General features: G+C 65.9%; 13 protein-coding genes. 11 read left to right on the top strand and 2 right to left on the bottom strand.

Annotation, left to right across the window (positions count from 1 at the left end):
- Window positions 1–4: 4 nt before the first annotated feature.
- Entirely contained in the window at window positions 5–1,504 is a 1,500-nt protein-coding gene (locus Q0743_RS33755; RefSeq protein WP_298245724.1) for a leucyl aminopeptidase, read from the bottom strand.
- Window positions 1,505–1,843: 339 nt separating this feature from the next.
- On the opposite strand from Q0743_RS33755, the gene lptF reads away from it, so the two are divergent.
- The 9 genes from lptF (at window position 1,844) to Q0743_RS33710 (ending at window position 11,887) form a co-directional block, all read left to right on the top strand.
- Window positions 1,844–3,013 carry an LPS export ABC transporter permease LptF gene (gene lptF / locus Q0743_RS33750; protein WP_298245723.1) on the top strand — a complete coding sequence of 390 codons (1,170 nt, stop codon included), beginning with the start codon at window positions 1,844–1,846 and terminating at the stop codon, window positions 3,011–3,013.
- The gene (lptG, locus tag Q0743_RS33745) at window positions 3,010–4,107 is read left to right on the top strand and encodes an LPS export ABC transporter permease LptG (protein ID WP_298245722.1); all 1,098 of its coding nucleotides are present in this window, start codon (window positions 3,010–3,012) and stop codon (window positions 4,105–4,107) included. Before lptF ends, lptG begins: the two co-directional genes overlap by 4 nt.
- A 92-nt stretch (window positions 4,108–4,199) precedes the next feature.
- Complete coding sequence (locus Q0743_RS33740; RefSeq protein WP_298245721.1) at window positions 4,200–6,596, top strand: LPS-assembly protein LptD; 2,397 nt, start codon at window positions 4,200–4,202, stop codon at window positions 6,594–6,596.
- A 66-nt stretch (window positions 6,597–6,662) separates the two neighbouring features.
- Window positions 6,663–7,598, top strand: a complete 936-nt coding sequence (locus Q0743_RS33735) for a SurA N-terminal domain-containing protein (RefSeq protein ID WP_298245720.1) — start codon at window positions 6,663–6,665, stop codon at window positions 7,596–7,598.
- The gene (pdxA, locus tag Q0743_RS33730; protein ID WP_298245719.1) at window positions 7,598–8,626 is read left to right on the top strand and encodes a 4-hydroxythreonine-4-phosphate dehydrogenase PdxA; all 1,029 of its coding nucleotides are present in this window, start codon (window positions 7,598–7,600) and stop codon (window positions 8,624–8,626) included. The genes Q0743_RS33735 and pdxA overlap by 1 nt, the downstream gene beginning before the upstream one ends.
- On the top strand, window positions 8,623–9,432 hold the full coding sequence (rsmA, locus tag Q0743_RS33725) for a 16S rRNA (adenine(1518)-N(6)/adenine(1519)-N(6))-dimethyltransferase RsmA (protein WP_298245718.1): 810 nt from the start codon (window positions 8,623–8,625) through the stop codon (window positions 9,430–9,432). The genes pdxA and rsmA overlap by 4 nt, the downstream gene beginning before the upstream one ends.
- A gap of 25 nt (window positions 9,433–9,457) precedes the next feature.
- Window positions 9,458–10,516, top strand: a complete 1,059-nt coding sequence (locus Q0743_RS33720; protein WP_298245717.1) for an alcohol dehydrogenase — start codon at window positions 9,458–9,460, stop codon at window positions 10,514–10,516.
- Window positions 10,517–10,594: 78 nt separating this feature from the next.
- Entirely contained in the window at window positions 10,595–10,831 is a 237-nt protein-coding gene (locus Q0743_RS33715) for a hypothetical protein (RefSeq protein WP_298245716.1), read from the top strand.
- A 339-nt stretch (window positions 10,832–11,170) separates the two neighbouring features.
- A complete protein-coding gene (locus Q0743_RS33710; protein WP_298245715.1) occupies window positions 11,171–11,887 on the top strand; it encodes a Crp/Fnr family transcriptional regulator in 717 nt (238 codons plus the stop codon).
- A 10-nt stretch (window positions 11,888–11,897) separates the two neighbouring features.
- Here the strand turns inward: Q0743_RS33710 and Q0743_RS33705 are convergent, their stop codons facing one another.
- Window positions 11,898–12,635, bottom strand: coding sequence for a Crp/Fnr family transcriptional regulator (locus tag Q0743_RS33705; RefSeq protein WP_298245714.1), 738 nt, complete (start codon window positions 12,633–12,635; stop codon window positions 11,898–11,900).
- A gap of 171 nt (window positions 12,636–12,806) precedes the next feature.
- On the opposite strand from Q0743_RS33705, the gene Q0743_RS33700 reads away from it, so the two are divergent.
- Window positions 12,807–13,508: a Crp/Fnr family transcriptional regulator gene (locus tag Q0743_RS33700; protein ID WP_298245713.1), complete on the top strand. Its 702-nt coding sequence runs from the start codon at window positions 12,807–12,809 to the stop codon at window positions 13,506–13,508.
- A gap of 279 nt (window positions 13,509–13,787) precedes the next feature.
- Window positions 13,788–14,666: a GyrI-like domain-containing protein gene (locus tag Q0743_RS33695; RefSeq protein ID WP_298245743.1), complete on the top strand. Its 879-nt coding sequence runs from the start codon at window positions 13,788–13,790 to the stop codon at window positions 14,664–14,666.
- Window positions 14,667–15,010 lie beyond the last annotated feature (344 nt).

Here is a 15,010-nt window from a genome sequence, read left to right as displayed (position 1 = left end):
GAGGTCACTTGCGCTCGTAGTGGTCGGCGACCAGGCGATCGAGGAGACGGACGCCGTAGCCCGCGCCCCAGCTGTGGTTGATGTCGGTCTTGGGCGCGCCCATGGCGGTGCCGGCGATGTCCAGATGCGCCCACGGCGTGCCGTCGACGAAGCGCTGCAGGAACTGCGCCGCGGTGATCGAGCCGCCATGACGGCCGCCGGTGTTCTTCATGTCGGCGAACTGGGAATCGATCAGCTTGTCGTATTCGGGACCGAGCGGCATGCGCCAGACCTTCTCCCCGCTCTCGGCGCCGGCCGCGAGCAGCCGGTCGGCGAGCTCGTCATTGTTGGAGAACATGCCGGCATGCTCGGTGCCGAGCGCGACCACGATGGCGCCCGTGAGCGTTGCCAGGTCCACCATGAATTTCGGCTTCACCTTCTTGGCGACGTACCAGAGCACGTCGGCCAGCACGAGGCGGCCTTCGGCGTCGGTGTTGATGATCTCGATGGTCTGGCCCGACATCGAGGTGACGATGTCTCCCGGCCGCTGCGCATTGCCGTCGGGCATGTTCTCGACGAGACCGATGGCGCCGACCACGTTGGCCTTGGCCTTGCGCGCCGCCAGCGCGTGCATCAGGCCGACGACGCAGGCCGCACCACCCATGTCGCCCTTCATGTCCTCCATGCTGCCGGCCGGCTTGATCGAGATGCCGCCGGTGTCGAAGCAGACGCCCTTGCCGACGAAGGCGACCGGCGCCTCGCCCTTCTTGCCGCCGTCCCAGCGCATGATCACGGTGCGGCTCGGCCGCGCCGAGCCCTGGCCGACTCCGAGCAGCGCGCCCATGCCGAGCTTCTGCATCGCCTTGACGTCGAGCACCTCGACCTTGACGCCGAGCTTGCGGAGCTGACTGGCGCGGCGGGCGAACTCCTCGGGGAAGAGCACGTTCGGCGGCTCGTTGACGAGATCGCGCGCGATGACCACGCCGTCGACGACGTGGCCGGCGGCGACAAACGCCTTCTTCGCAGCCGCGACATCGCCGACCGCAAGCGAGATGTCGGCGCGCGAGCCGCCCTCCTCGCCGTCCTTCTTCTTGGTCTTGTAACGGTCGAACTTGTAGGCGCGCAGGCGCAGGCCCGAGGCGATCGTGGCCGCCTGTTCGCTGGTCATGGCGCCAGTGGGCAGCTCCGCCACCAGGGTCATGGCGGCGGTCCCGGCGGGGAGCTTGCCCGCCGCCACGCCGCCGAATTTGAGGAAATCGTTCGCTTTCAGGCCGGATGCCTTGCCGGCGCCGATCACGAGCAGACGAGTGGCTTTCACCCCCTCCGGCGCCAGGATGTCCAGCACGGTCCCGCTTTTACCTTTGAACGCGGCGGCTGCAGCCGCGCGCTTCACGAGTTCGATACTCCCGCCGAGGGCCTTGGCGGATGCCGGACCGACCTTCAGGCTGTCGTCACAGAACACGACCATGATGCCACGGGCGGCCGATGACAACGGGACGAAGCCGACCTTGATGGCATCGGACATGGGTAACTCCTTCAAAATCTTGATCTTTTTATCATCCACGGTCTCGGCCGGGGCCGCACCTGAATGACGATTCACTGAGCCATGCGCACTATGGGCCAGCGGCCCGGCAGATGCCAAGCACCCCCCGTGGCCTCAAGGCCACAACGAGGGAAATATTAACCATATATTGAGGGTGCCACGGGGCAGCCATTTTGTTGACGGATCAAAGGGATGGTAGTGAGAGAGTGAGCTGGCGGAAGAGGCGTTCGGCCAACCTTGGGGATCCCCGGATCGGGGATTGGTTGGGAGAGCGGAATTCCGGCCGACATTGGGGACGTGGTGGGGTTCGTGCGGTAGCGCATGGGGTCGATCGATAGGTATATCTTCCGCACGACGCTGGCGTCGTTTGCGCTGGTCCTGGTCAGCCTCACCGGCGTGATCTGGATTACGCAGGCGTTGCGCGGCATCGACCTGATGACGAGCCAGGGTCAGACCATCCTCACCTTCCTCGGCATCACCAGCCTCGTCGTGCCGGCCCTGGTCCTGATCATCTCGCCGATCGCGCTGATGATCGCGATCTCGCACACGCTGAACAAGCTCGCGACCGATTCCGAGATCATCGTGATGAATGCCGCCGGCTTCTCGCCGTTCCGGCTGTTCTATCCGTTCTTCTACGCCACCTGCGTGGTGGCGCTGCTGGTCGCCTTCATCGCGGCCTATCTCGCCCCCGACGGCATGCGGCGGATCAAGCAGTGGGATGCCGAGATCACCGCGGACGTGCTGACCAACATCCTGCAGCCCGGCCGCTTCGCCCAGCTCGACAAGAATCTCACGATCCGGATTCGCGAACGCCAGCCCGGCGGCATCCTCGCCGGCATCTTCATCGACGACCGCCGCGATCCCAACGAGCGCGTCTCGATCGTCGCCGAACGCGGCGAGGTCGTGAAGAACGCCACCGGCTCGTTCCTGGTGCTGGAGACAGGCAATCTGCAGCGCTTCGAGGCGGGCAAGCGCGATCCGGCGCTGGTGGCTTTCGGCCGCTACGGCTTCGACATGTCGAAATTCTCCAACCAGGGCCGCGACGTCACCCTGGGCATCCGCGAGCGCTATCTCTGGGAGCTGTTCTCGCCGTCCGAGAACGATCCCGTCTACAAGCAGATTCCCGGCCAATTCCGCTCGGCCCTGCATGACAGCCTGCTCGCGCCGATCTATCCCTTTGCCTTCGCCGTGCTGACCTTCGCCTTTCTCGGGGCGCCGCGCACCACCCGCCAGAGCCGCAACTTCTCGATCGGCGGCTCGGTGCTCGCCGTGTTCGGCCTGCGCATGGCGGGATTTGCCTGCTCGGTGATGGCCGTGAAGTCGTCTGCCCCGGTGCTGGTGCAGTACGCGATGGTCTTTGGCGCCATCGGCGTCGGGCTGTGGATGATCATCGGCGGCATCGTGGTCGAGCCGCCGCCCGGGCTGATGGAGGCCATCAACAGGTCGAACGCGCGCATCGCGCGGCTGTTCGGACGTCCGGCCACCGCATGAGCATGCTCACCAACACACTCGGGCGCTATTTCGCCGGCCGCTTCGTGGTGGCGGCGCTCGGCGTGTTCGCCGGCATCTTCCTGCTGCTGGTGCTGGTCGATTACATCGAGATGGTGCGCAAGACGTCGGGACTGGCTTCCGCCTCGGCACTCATGGTGGCCGAGACCTCGCTGTTCCGGGTGCCGCAGCTCCTGGAGAAGCTGACGCCGTTCTGCATGCTGATCGGCGCCATGACCTGCTATCTCGCCCTCTCCCGCCGGCTCGAGCTCGTGGTCGCGCGCGCCGCCGGCATCTCCGCATGGCAGTTCATCTCGCCGGCGCTCGGCAGCGCGCTGCTGATCGGCGTGATCGCCACCGTCGCCTACAATCCGATGTCGGCGAATCTGCGCGAGCTCTCCAAGCGCATGGAAGCCGAGCTGTTCGGCTCGGCGCCCGGCGGCGGCGTCCAGGACGCCTCCGGCTTCTGGCTCAATCAGGTGACCAGCGACGGCCAGACCATCATCAATGCGGCGCGCAGCGAGCAGCAGGGCGTCCGGCTGACGGGGCTGACGCTGTTCCGGTTCGACCCGGAGCAGCACTTCAAGGAACGGGTCGAGGCGCGCGAGGCGACGCTCGAGACCGGCCGCTGGCTGTTCAAGGGGGTCCGCCGCTTCTCGCTGGACGCGCCGCCGGTCGACCAAGCCACCCTGGAGATCCCGACAACGCTGACCGAGGCGCAGGTCCGCAACAGCTTTTCCACCCCCGAGACTGTGTCCTTTTGGCAACTACCGAGCTACATCCGCTCGTCCGAGAGCTCGGGCTTCGCGACAGCCGGATACCGACTCCAGTATCAAAAGCTTCTGGCGCAGCCGTTTTTGCTGGCGGCCATGGTGATGCTCGCGGCCTCCGTGTCGTTGCGCTTCTTCCGGATGGGCGGCGTGCAAAAGATGGTTTTGAGTGGCGTGGGCGCAGGCTTTCTGCTCTACGTTTTGTCGAAAGTGACTGAAGACTTGAGCAAGGCTGAGTTGATGCATCCGATCGCTGCGGCGTGGTTGCCCGTGGTGGTGGGCGGCCTCACCGGCTTTTTGGCCTTGTTGTACCAGGAGGACGGTTAGTGACTGCCGTCCAACGAGGACCCGTGTCTCGTTTGACGCGCCGCATGGTGATGCGCGCGAACGGGTGCGGCTTGTCTCTTCGCAGGCTGTTGATGGCTGTCGCTGCCGTGGCATCGCTCGGCGCGCTGATCGACGTTGCCACACTCGCCCCCGCCTCGGCCCAGAGCTTCACCTACAATCCGCTGCCGCCGCGCCCCAAGCCGCCGAAGGCCGCCAACGACAACCAGATGCTGGTTCAGGCGACCGAGGTCGACTACGACTACAACAATTCGCGCGTCTCCGCGGTCGGTAACGTCCAGCTGTTCTACAACGGCACCAGCGTCGAGGCCGACAGGGTCATCTACGACCAGAAGACCAAGCGGCTGCACGCCGAAGGCAACATCCGCATGACGGATGCCGACGGCAAGATCACCTACGCCGAGATCATGGATCTCTCCGACGATTACCGCGACGGTTTCGTCGATTCGCTGCGCGTGGACACCGCCGACCAGACCCGCATGGCCGCAAGCCGCGCCGACCGGTCCAGCGGCAATTACACGGTGTTCGAGAACGGCGTCTACACGGCCTGCGCGCCGTGTAAGGACGATCCGAAGAAGCCGCCGCTGTGGCAGGTCAAGGGTGCACGCATCATCCACGACCAGCAGGAGAAGATGCTGTATTTCGAGACGGCACAGCTCGAATTCTTCGGCGTGCCGCTCGCTTACATGCCCTATTTCTCGACGCCCGACCCGACGGTGAAGCGCAAGAGCGGCTTCCTGATGCCGGGCTACATTTCCGGCACCAACAACACGGGCTATGGCGTCGAGGTTCCCTACTACTGGGCCATCGCGCCCGACATGGACGCCACCATCACCCCCCGCATCCTGTCGCGGCAGGGCGTGCTGCTGCAGGGCGAGTTCCGGCAGCGCCTGATCGACGGCGCCTACCAGATCCGCGCCTATGGCATCGACCAGCTCGATCCCGGCGCGTTTTCCGGGCAGCCCGGCGACAAGCAGTTCCGCGGCGCCGTCGACACCAAGGGTCAGTTCGCGCTGAACGACAAATGGGTCTGGGGTTGGGACGGCGTCCTGATGTCCGACTACTATTTCTTCTCGGACTACCGCCTCTATCAGTACCGCGATCCGCTCGGCTCGTTCCTGCTGCTGCCGACGGAAGCGCTGTCGCAGCTCTACCTGACCGGCGTCGGCAACCGCAGCTTCTTCGACGCGCGGACGATGTACTGGCTGAGCTATTCGGGCAACCAGAGCCAGGTGCCAATCGTCTATCCGGTGATCGACTATTCCAACGTGCTCAACTACCCGGTCTTCGGCGGCGAGTTCAGCTACAAGACCAATTTCGTCAACCTGTCGCGTGACGAGGCGGTGTTCGATCCGATCACGACGATCGCCAACACCAACAGCCTGTGCACGACGGCATCGGCCGATCCGCTGGCCCGCACGCCGTCGCAGTGCCTGCTGCGCGGCTTCCCCGGCACCTACACCCGCCTTTCGGCCGAAGCGCAGTGGCGCAAGTCGTTCACCGATCCGTTCGGCCAGATCTGGACGCCGTTCGCCAGCCTGCGCGCCGATGCGATCAACTCCTCGGTCTCCAACCAGCCGGGCGTCTCGAACTATCTTCCCGTCGGCGACACCCAGGCGTTCCGCCTGATGCCGACGGTGGGCCTCGAATACCGCTATCCCTTCATCAACGTTCAGCCCTGGGGTTCGACCACCGTCGAGCCGATCGCGCAGATCATCATCCGGCCGAACGAGACCTATGCCGGCAAGCTCCCGAACGAGGACGCCCAGAGCATGGTGTTCGACGCCTCGAACCTGTTCAGCGTCGACAAGTTCTCCGGCTACGACCGCGTCGAGGGCGGCGGCCGCGCCAATGTCGGCGTGCAGTCCACCACGCAGTTCGACAAGGGCGGCGCCGTCAAGGTGCTGTTCGGCCAGTCCTACCAGCTGTTCGGCATGAACTCCTTCGCGGTCCAGGACTCCATCAATACGGGTCTGGATTCGGGCCTCGACAAGCCGCGGTCCGATTACGTCGCGAGCGCCAGCTATTCGCCCAATAGCACCTACACGTTCAGTGTCCGCTCCCGCATGGACGAGCAGACCTGGAACGTGCAGCGCTTCGAGGCCGAAGGCCGCGCCAATTTCAATCGCTGGTCCGTCGCCGTGCTCTACGGCAATTACGCGCCGCAGCCGGAACTCGGCTATCTCACCCGCCGCGAGGGTATCCTGACCTCGGGATCGCTGAAGGTCGCGACCAACTGGGTGGTGTCGGGTTCGGCGCGCTGGGACCTCGAGGCCAACAAGATCAACCAGTATGTGCTCGGTGCCGGCTATGTCGACGATTGCTTCGTGCTGGCGGCGAACTATGTAACTTCGTATAGCTATGCGGCGGGCACTGCGCCGCCCGTGCTGAGCCACGCGTTCATGTTCCAGATCGGCCTGCGCACGCTGGCGAACTCGTCGACGACCAGCAGCTCCGCCGGCCTCCAGTGAACGGTTTGAACTGCCGGCGCGTTGCCTCATCACAGGCTCGACGCGGCTGACATGCGAGCAACAATCATGACGACCTCATTGCCCGTCTTCCGTCTCCTCCTCGCCATCGTGGCCGGACTGATTCTGACCGGACTGCCCTCGCCCTCGCGCGCGCAGAACATCGTCGTGATGGTCAACGGCGACCCCATCACCGATTACGACATCGAGCAGCGCTCCAAGCTCGACCAGCTGACGACGCAGAAGACTCCGAGCCGGCAGGAGGTCATCAACGAGCTGATCGACGACAAGGTGAAGATGAAGGAGGGCAAGAAGTACGGGGTCGATCCCGGCGTCTCCGAGATCAACCAGTCCTATGAGGGCATGGCGCAGCGTATGCGCATCACGCCGGAGCAGCTCACCAAGTCGCTCGAATCCAAGGGCGTCCGCCCCGAGACGCTGAAGGGCCGCATGAAGGCCGAGATGGTCTGGACCAGCCTCGTGCGCGGCCGCTACAAGGAGCGCCTCCAGGTCGGCGAGCGCGACGTCGCACAGGCCGTGCAGGCCCAGACCGGCGACAAGCTCCAGATCGAGGGCACCGAATACAAGATGCAGCCGATCGTGCTGATCGTGCCGCGCGGCTCGTCCGCGGCGTTCCTGGAGACGCGGAAGAAGGAAGCCGAGAACTATCGCGCCCGCGTCGGCAGCTGCGAGGAGGCCAACTCGCTGTTCCGCTCGACGCCGAACGCGACCATCCGCGACACCGTCACCAAGACCACCGCAGAGCTGCCCGAGGCGCTGCGCAAGATCCTGGACGACACCCCGATCGGCCACTTGACCGCACCCGAGATGACCAAGAACGGCATCGAGATGGTGGTGCTGTGCTCGCGCAAGCCGACCATGATCGACACGCCGAAGAAGCGCGAAGTCCGCGAGAAGATGTATCAGGAGAAGTACGAGAAGACCCAGAAGGCCTATCTCGACGATATCCGCAAGGCGGCGATGATCGAATATCGCAACCGCTGATGGCCGCTTCCGCAGCAAAGCCGCTCTCCCTCCCCCTTGCCCTGACCCTGGGAGAGCCCGCCGGCATCGGGCCCGACATCACGATCGCAGCCTGGCTGAGGCGCCGTGAGCTGAACCTGCCCGCCTTCTATCTGCGCGGCAACGAGGCGCTGATCGCCCGCCGCGCCCGATCGATCGGTGTCGATGTCAGGACGTCCGCGGTGAGCCCCGGCGAGGCCGCGTCCGCTTTCACCGAGGCGCTCCCCATCGTTGAAACCGGCGAGCGCGCGACCGCCGAGCCCGGCAAGCCCGACGCATCGAGCGCGCCGGCCGCGCTCGCCTCGATCCGGCAGGCTGTCCGTGACGTCCGCGAGGGCCGTGCCGGCGCAATCGTCACCAATCCGATCGCCAAGAGCGTGCTCTACCGCGCCGGCTTCCGTCATCCGGGCCACACCGAATTCCTCGCCGAGCTCGCCGCGGAGAACGGCCGCGCGCCGCAGCCGGTGATGATGCTGTGGTCGCCGCGGCTCGCCGTCGTGCCCGTGACCATCCACGTCTCGATGCGCGATGCGCTCGCAGAGCTCACCAGCGAGCTGATCGTCTCGACCGTGCGTATCGTCGCAAGCGAGCTGAAATCCCGCTTCGGAATCGCGCAGCCGCGCATCGCGATCTCCGGCCTCAATCCGCATGCCGGCGAGGACGGCTCGCTCGGTCACGAGGAGCAGACGGTCATCGCTCCCGCGCTCAAGACCTTGCGCGGCGAGGGCATCGAGGCCAGGGGCCCGCTGCCGGCCGACACCATGTTCCACGAGGCGGCGCGCCGCACCTATAACTGCGCGGTGTGCATGTATCACGATCAGGCGCTGATCCCGATCAAGACCATCGCCTTCGACGATGCGGTCAACGTCACGCTCGGCCTGCCCTTCATCCGCACCTCGCCCGATCACGGCACCGCCTTCGACATCGCCGGCTCCGGCAAGGCCAATCCGGCGAGCCTGATCGCGGCGCTTCAGCTTGCCAGCCGCATGGCGGCTGCAAAAAGCGAATGAGCGCGATCGACGACCTCCCGCCGCTGCGCGAGGTCATTCGCCAGCACGCGCTGTCGGCGCGCAAATCGCTCGGCCAGAATTTCCTGCTCGACCTCAACCTCACCGCCCGCATCGCGCGCTCCGCGGCACCGCTCGAGGATTCCACTGTTCTCGAGATCGGCCCGGGCCCGGGCGGCCTGACGCGCGCCCTGCTCGCGCTCGGCGCACGGCGCGTCATCGCCATCGAGCATGACGAGCGCGCGATCCCCGCCTTGCAGGATATTTCCGCGCGCTACCCCGGCCGGCTCGAGATCGTGCATGGCGATGCCATGACATTCGATCCGCGGCCGCTGCTCGCCGGCGAGCGCGGCAAGATCGTCGCCAACCTGCCCTACAACATCGCGACGCAGCTCCTGATCAACTGGCTCACCACCGAGCCGTGGCCGCCCTGGTTCGACCTGATGGTGCTGATGTTTCAGCGCGAGGTCGGCGAGCGCATCGTCGCGCACGAGGACGAGGAGGCCTATGGCCGGCTCGGCGTGCTCGCCAACTGGCGCTGCGAGACCAAGATCCTGTTCGACATTGCCCCGTCCGCCTTCGTGCCGCCGCCGAAGGTCACCTCCTCCGTCGTGCGCCTGAAGCCGCGCGCAGAGCCGCTGGCCTGCGATCGCAAGATGCTGCGGCAGAGCCTGAAATCGCTGGGTGTCGATCCGGCCCGACTTGCGGCAGCCGCAGGCGTCGATGCGACGCGGCGCGCCGAGACCATTCCCATCTCCGGCTTTGTTGCCATGGCGCGTGAATTGGCGGATATACGAGCCGAAACATGAGAACGGAAATTCCGGAGGAAAGAAAATGGCGTTGATGCGTCGGCAATCCCTGGTCAAGTTCGATGCGCCGCTGTGCGAGACCATCGTCGATACGCCCAAGCCGCAAGGCCGCGAAGTCCTGGTGCGCATCGAGCGCTGCGGCCTCTGCCATTCCGACCTGCACATCCAGGACGGCTATGCCGATCTCGGCGGCGGCAAGAAGCTCGACACCACGCGTGGCATGACGCTGCCCTTCACGCTCGGCCACGAGATCGCCGGCGTGGTCGACGAGGTCGGCCCGGACGTCGCCGCCGGTCTCGTCGGCACGAAGAAAGCCGTCTTCCCCTGGATCGGCTGCGGCCAGTGCCGCGACTGCGCCAATGGCGACGAGAACCTTTGCGTGAAGCAGCGCTTCCTCGGCGTCTCCATCGACGGCGGCTTCGCCACCCACGTGCTGGTGCCCGACGCGAAATATCTGCTCGACTACGATCCGCTGCCCGTCAACCAGGCCGCGACGCTGATGTGCTCCGGCGTCACCGCCTATGGCGCGCTCAAGCGCCTGGTCGACCGTCCGCGCCAGCGCAATCTCCTGCTGATTGGTCTTGGCGGCGTCGGCATGATGGGTCTGTCGTTCGCGCAGGCGATGTTCAAGCAGCCGATCACGGTCGCCGATCTCTCGCCGGCTGCGCGCGACACCGCGCTGAAGAACGGCGCCGCCAATGCCTATGATCCGTCCGAGCCCGACGTGATCAAGCGCATCCTGAAAGAGACCGAAGGTGGTTTTGACGAGATCGTCGATTTCGCCGGCAACGAGAAGTCGATGGCCTTCGCGGTCGCCGTCGCCGCGCGTGGGGGCAAGATCGTGGTCTCCGGCCTGATGGGCGGCCAGTTCACCCTGCCGATGGTGCAGTGGGTCTACAAGCGCATGACCATCGAAGGTTTCATGGTCGGCACGCTCGAGGAAGCCCACGAGCTGATGGCGCTGGCGCGCGCCGGCAAGATCAAGCCGACACCGATGCGCGAGGAGCCGATGGGCGACGTCCAGAAATGGATCGACGAGCTTCGCGCCGGCAAGGTCGTCGGCCGCATCGTGCTGAAGAACTGACCGCATCGCTGCGACGGGCCCGGCGCGAGTCGCGCCCGCCGCAGCGGAACACCTGCGGCCCCGCCGCGTTGGCAGCGCATGTCCATTCGCTGCACCGTCGAAAGCGCATTCTTCATCGCCTGGAGCTGCCTGGAGCAGAGCGGCGAGCTCGGCCCGCCCGACGAGAGCGCCAACGTCATTCTCGACGCCATCGAAGCGCAGCTCAGGACCGGTGAACGCCGGCAGTTGATGCTGGCCAACAAGGCGATCGACGCCTATCGCGCCCATGCGGCCGAGCGCCGTCCCACGGGGGATCGCGAAGCGCGCTTCGGCTGATGCTCGTCGCCCCTCGGGCCCGCCGGCCCGGCGGCGTTCGAGCGGATTGAGGCCGGCGGTCCGTCGGGCAGAGCGCACGGGGTACGGCGCCCGGCGGAACGACGCTACGCCAATCCGCAAGCGCGCTATGTTCACTCCTGAACAGATTTGCAAGATCGATGCGGCCGGGCCGCGCCCAGGTCACTTCGCCTCACCCGATTTTGCGGAATTCCGGAAGTCGCTCACGAGAACTTCTCTACCGTCGTAGCGGTCTTGTGTGCACTTTGGAACCGTCGGTTCCGGCGCGGAAACGTAGGATTTTGGCTGGCGCCGATTCCCGGCCAGCTAAGAGAAGAAACTGTGACCGGTCGGCCCCACAACGATCTGCTCCGGCAGCTCTCCCACCAGGATTTCGAACTGCTCGCACCCTACCTCCAGCCGGTTGAAGTCGAGGCGAGCCAGATCCTGCATCACGCCGGTGACGCCGTGACCGCCATTCATTTTCCCTGCGGTTCCACGCTGGTGTCGTTCGCCGTGCCGGTCGAGGATGACCGCGAGGTCGAGAGCCTGCTGGTGGGGCGCGAGGGCGCGGTGGGCGTTGCCGCGGGCCGCAGTCCTTCGCTGACCTATTCGCGCATCGTCGTGAAGCTGGGCGGCACCCTCGTCCGGCTGCCCCGGCGTTCGCTCGAGCAGGCGCAGCAGAGGTCGGCCGTGCTGCAGGAGGTATTCTCGCGCTACGCCGACTGCCAGTTCGCGCAGTTGCTGCAGACCGCGGCCTGCAACGCCGCGCATTCGATCGAACAACGCGCCGCCAGGTGGATCATCTCCACGCAGGAACGGATCGGCCGGGCCGAGATTCCCCTCACCCATGAGCAGCTCGCCAGCATGCTGGGCGTCTCCCGCAGCTATGCCAGCCGCGTCATCCAGATGTTCAAGGCCAGGCGCATCCTCGCCACCCGCCGAGGCGCCATCCTGATCCTCGACGCGCCGGCGCTGGAAGCCAGGGCCTGCTCCTGCAACGACTGGGTGAAGAAGCATTTTGACGAAGTGCTGGGCGCGGCGACTGCCGGCGGCTAACGCTCCAATCCTACGCCTGGCGCAACGATTGCCGTTTCAGGTGTAGATAGACCGGGCTGAAATCTCCGATCCGCTGCAGCTCACGCCATTTCAGCACGATCAGCTCGCCCTCCCGCAGATCCATCGCGCCGCTCCGCCTGAGCTCGGCAAGCGTGCGGTTCACCGTCGCGATTGCCATGCCAAGCGTCTCCCCGAGCTGTGCCAGGCTGATCGGCATGCGGAAACGATTGCCGCGGACGAGGCCCGCCGCGCGGGCGCGGTAGAACAGCTCGCAGAACAGGTGCGCCATGCGTTCCGCCATGGGCCGGGCGCTGTTGTTGGTGATCGCTTCGCGAAAGATCGCGGCATCGCGCAGCGTCTCGCGCCACACGGCCAGGCTGAAGATCGGCCGCCGCCGAAAGGCTCTGAACAATTCGCGGTGCGGGATGAAGGCGACCGTGGCCGGCCCCAATGCGCTCAATCCGTGATCCATCTGGTCGATGAACAAGCCCTGCGCATCCGGCAGGTCGCCGGTGATATGGAACGCAAGGTATTGCCGGCGCCCGCTGCCGAGCAGGTGGTAGCGCGCCACCATGCCGGACACGACCAGCGCCGAGTGCTCGGGCTGGTCGCCCTGACGGATGAAATCCTCGTTCGGCTGGAAATCGCGCACGGCGAAGCTGAGCGCGCGGATCTCGGCAACATCCTCCTCGTCGAGCGCGGTGTGCGCGCCGAGGTTCCGGATCAACACGTCGTGGGCCTTCTCCATGGCACCGCCAAAAAATGCGCCGGCTCTATCAAATGATACGTCCGGCCTGGGTTCAGCGGATTAGAACGCGAAACGGGAGCACAGGTTGCTATTCGATTTGCGATCGGACCGTTCGCATCCAGCCCGTCCCCTCAACGACGCCGTGGGACGGCCAGGCAGCACGCGAGGTCCATGCCGCATCCAAAGTTCATCGCGCGTCTCCAGGCCATCGAAGGCCTGTCCGAAGACGAACGCCGGCAGGTCTCCGCCCTGCCCTCGACACTGCGCCAGGTGGCCGACGGCGAGATCGTGCTGCACCGGGGCGAGGCCGCCTCGCGCTGCGTCTTCGTCGTGAGCGGCTTCCTCTACCAGGCCCGCATCGTCGGCGACCGCAGCCAGATCCTCGCGTTCCACGTGCCCGGCGACATGCCGTGCCTGCACACGCTGCTGGTCTCGCCGATGGATGCAGACCTCGTCGGCCTCGGACCGGCCATCGTCGGCACCGTCGCGCATGCCCAGCTCCGCCAGTTGCTCGACGGCTCCCTGCACCTGACCCGCGCTTTCTGGCGCGAGACGCTGATCGATGCGGCGATCTCGCGGCAATGGATCGCCCGCCTCGGTGCGCAGGCGGCCTTGCCCAAGGTCGCGCACCTCATCTGCGAGCTTGCGGCACGACTGGATGTCGTCGGCCTTCTCAAGGAGGGCTGCTTCCAGATGCCGATGACGCAGCGGCACGTCGCCGACGCCTGCGGCCTGTCGATCGTCCACGTCAACCGCACCATCCAGGAGCTGCGGCATCGCGGCCTGATCGCCTGGGAAGGCAGCGAGATCGAGCTGCTGCAACCCGACGAGCTGCGCACGCTCGCGGATTTCACGCCCGACTATCTGAGCTGAACACGGCGGGTGGGTGCGCTGCCCCTTCGTCTCATCTCCTCAGGCCGGCTCTCGACCTCCTCGGCGTCTTTGTCGTGGACCTCCGCGAGATAGCCGATGGTCGCGGCCGCCACGCGCGCGCTCGGGCCAGCCTCAATGCCATACGGATTGCCCTGCTCCGCCACAGCGCCCCTAAACAGTCCTTGGCGGCGTTCTGCCCCCCGTGGCAAAACCGCAAGATCAGTCGAGCACCTCATGCCCGCCTGCGCTTTAGCTGGTGCTGCCACGGAGAACGACATGATGACGGCGGCGCTTCAAAACTACCATGCCCGGATGCAGCGGGTGCTGGATCACATCGACCGGCACCTGGACGACGATCTGGACCTGGATACGCTGAGCAGCGTCGCGGCCTTCTCGAAATTTCACTTCCATCGGCAGTTCACGGCGACCTTCGGGCTGTCCGTGCATCGCTATGTCCAGTTGGCCCGTCTGAAGCGCGCGTCGCATCAACTGGCCTACAGTGACGCCCAAAGCGTGACGGATATCGCGATGGATGCCGGTTACGATGCCCCGGATGCCTTCGCCCGCGCCTTTCGGCAACGGTTCGGGCAATCGCCGTCGTCGTTCCGCAACGCTCCCGACTGGGAGCCGTGGCTTGTGGCCTTCGGGCCTCTCGACAATGCGAGGAGCAAGCTCATGAGGACTTTTACCCCTGACGACGTGATGATCCGCGATGTGCCCCCGACGCGGGTGGCGATCATGGAGCATCGGGGCGACCCGGCAACACTCGGCGACACCATCCGGCGGTTCATCGCCTGGCGCACGGCAGCCGGCCTGCACCCCAGGACAAATCCGACCTTCAATGTCTGGCGGTCCGAACGGCGGCCGGCCTCGCCCAGCACTTACAGCACGGACCTCTGTGTCGGAACCGACCAGCCGATCGAGGCCAACGGCGAAGAGATCAAGGCCGGCGAGATTCCTGGCGGACGCTGCGCGGTGCTGCGGGTGGTCGGGTACACCGACAATCTGGAGCCCGCCGCGCTCTATCTCTATCGTGACTGGCTCCCGGCCAGCGGCGAGGAGGCGCGCGACTTCCCGATCTACTGCCAGCGGCTGAGCTTCTTCCCTGATGTCGGCGAGCACGAGGCGACCGCAGAAGTGTTCCTGCCGCTGAAGTAACGCGAGGCGGCGCGCGAGATTTCTGCTCTCGTGCCCCGGACGCAGCGCAACGCGCCCGACGATGCGAAGCATCGTCCGGTGCGGTGCGCTGCAGAGCCGGACCCATGCTGCAGCGTTCCGTGCCGCCCGCTGGGTCCCGGCTCTGCGCAGCAGCGCAAGAGCGCTGCAGCGCGTCCGGGACATGCGCGAGGCGTCGGGCAAAACACCCGGTCAAGCCCTTGCCGCAAAAATATTCCACTTTACCGAATTTCGGATTTATGGCATACGCAGCCTATCCCGGCCCTGCCAAAGGGGCGCTTCGCGATCGTCACGAGATGCGGGCCGGGGTGCGGTGGACGCGGTAG

It is taken from the genome of uncultured Bradyrhizobium sp., assembly GCF_936943645.1.
Taxonomy (GTDB): domain Bacteria; phylum Pseudomonadota; class Alphaproteobacteria; order Rhizobiales; family Xanthobacteraceae; genus Bradyrhizobium.
Note: the sequence above shows the minus strand (reverse complement) of the source record. Positions and strands in the feature narration are given on the sequence as shown.

What these genes read in the sequence shown, in the direction of transcription:
- Q0743_RS33735 (WP_298245720.1), top strand. Translation starts at nt 6,663, where the DNA reads ATGACGACCTCATTGCCCGTCTTCCGTCTCCTCCTCGCCATCGTGGCC.
- Q0743_RS33755 (WP_298245724.1), bottom strand. Translation starts at nt 1,504, where the DNA reads ATGTCCGATGCCATCAAGGTCGGCTTCGTCCCGTTGTCATCGGCCGCC.
- Q0743_RS33695 (WP_298245743.1), top strand. Translation starts at nt 13,788, where the DNA reads ATGACGGCGGCGCTTCAAAACTACCATGCCCGGATGCAGCGGGTGCTG.
- lptG (WP_298245722.1), top strand. Translation starts at nt 3,010, where the DNA reads ATGAGCATGCTCACCAACACACTCGGGCGCTATTTCGCCGGCCGCTTC.
- Q0743_RS33705 (WP_298245714.1), bottom strand. Translation starts at nt 12,635, where the DNA reads ATGGAGAAGGCCCACGACGTGTTGATCCGGAACCTCGGCGCGCACACC.
- Q0743_RS33740 (WP_298245721.1), top strand. Translation starts at nt 4,200, where the DNA reads ATGGCTGTCGCTGCCGTGGCATCGCTCGGCGCGCTGATCGACGTTGCC.
- pdxA (WP_298245719.1), top strand. Translation starts at nt 7,598, where the DNA reads ATGGCCGCTTCCGCAGCAAAGCCGCTCTCCCTCCCCCTTGCCCTGACC.
- lptF (WP_298245723.1), top strand. Translation starts at nt 1,844, where the DNA reads ATGGGGTCGATCGATAGGTATATCTTCCGCACGACGCTGGCGTCGTTT.
- Q0743_RS33720 (WP_298245717.1), top strand. Translation starts at nt 9,458, where the DNA reads ATGGCGTTGATGCGTCGGCAATCCCTGGTCAAGTTCGATGCGCCGCTG.
- Q0743_RS33715 (WP_298245716.1), top strand. Translation starts at nt 10,595, where the DNA reads ATGTCCATTCGCTGCACCGTCGAAAGCGCATTCTTCATCGCCTGGAGC.
- Q0743_RS33700 (WP_298245713.1), top strand. Translation starts at nt 12,807, where the DNA reads ATGCCGCATCCAAAGTTCATCGCGCGTCTCCAGGCCATCGAAGGCCTG.
- rsmA (WP_298245718.1), top strand. Translation starts at nt 8,623, where the DNA reads ATGAGCGCGATCGACGACCTCCCGCCGCTGCGCGAGGTCATTCGCCAG.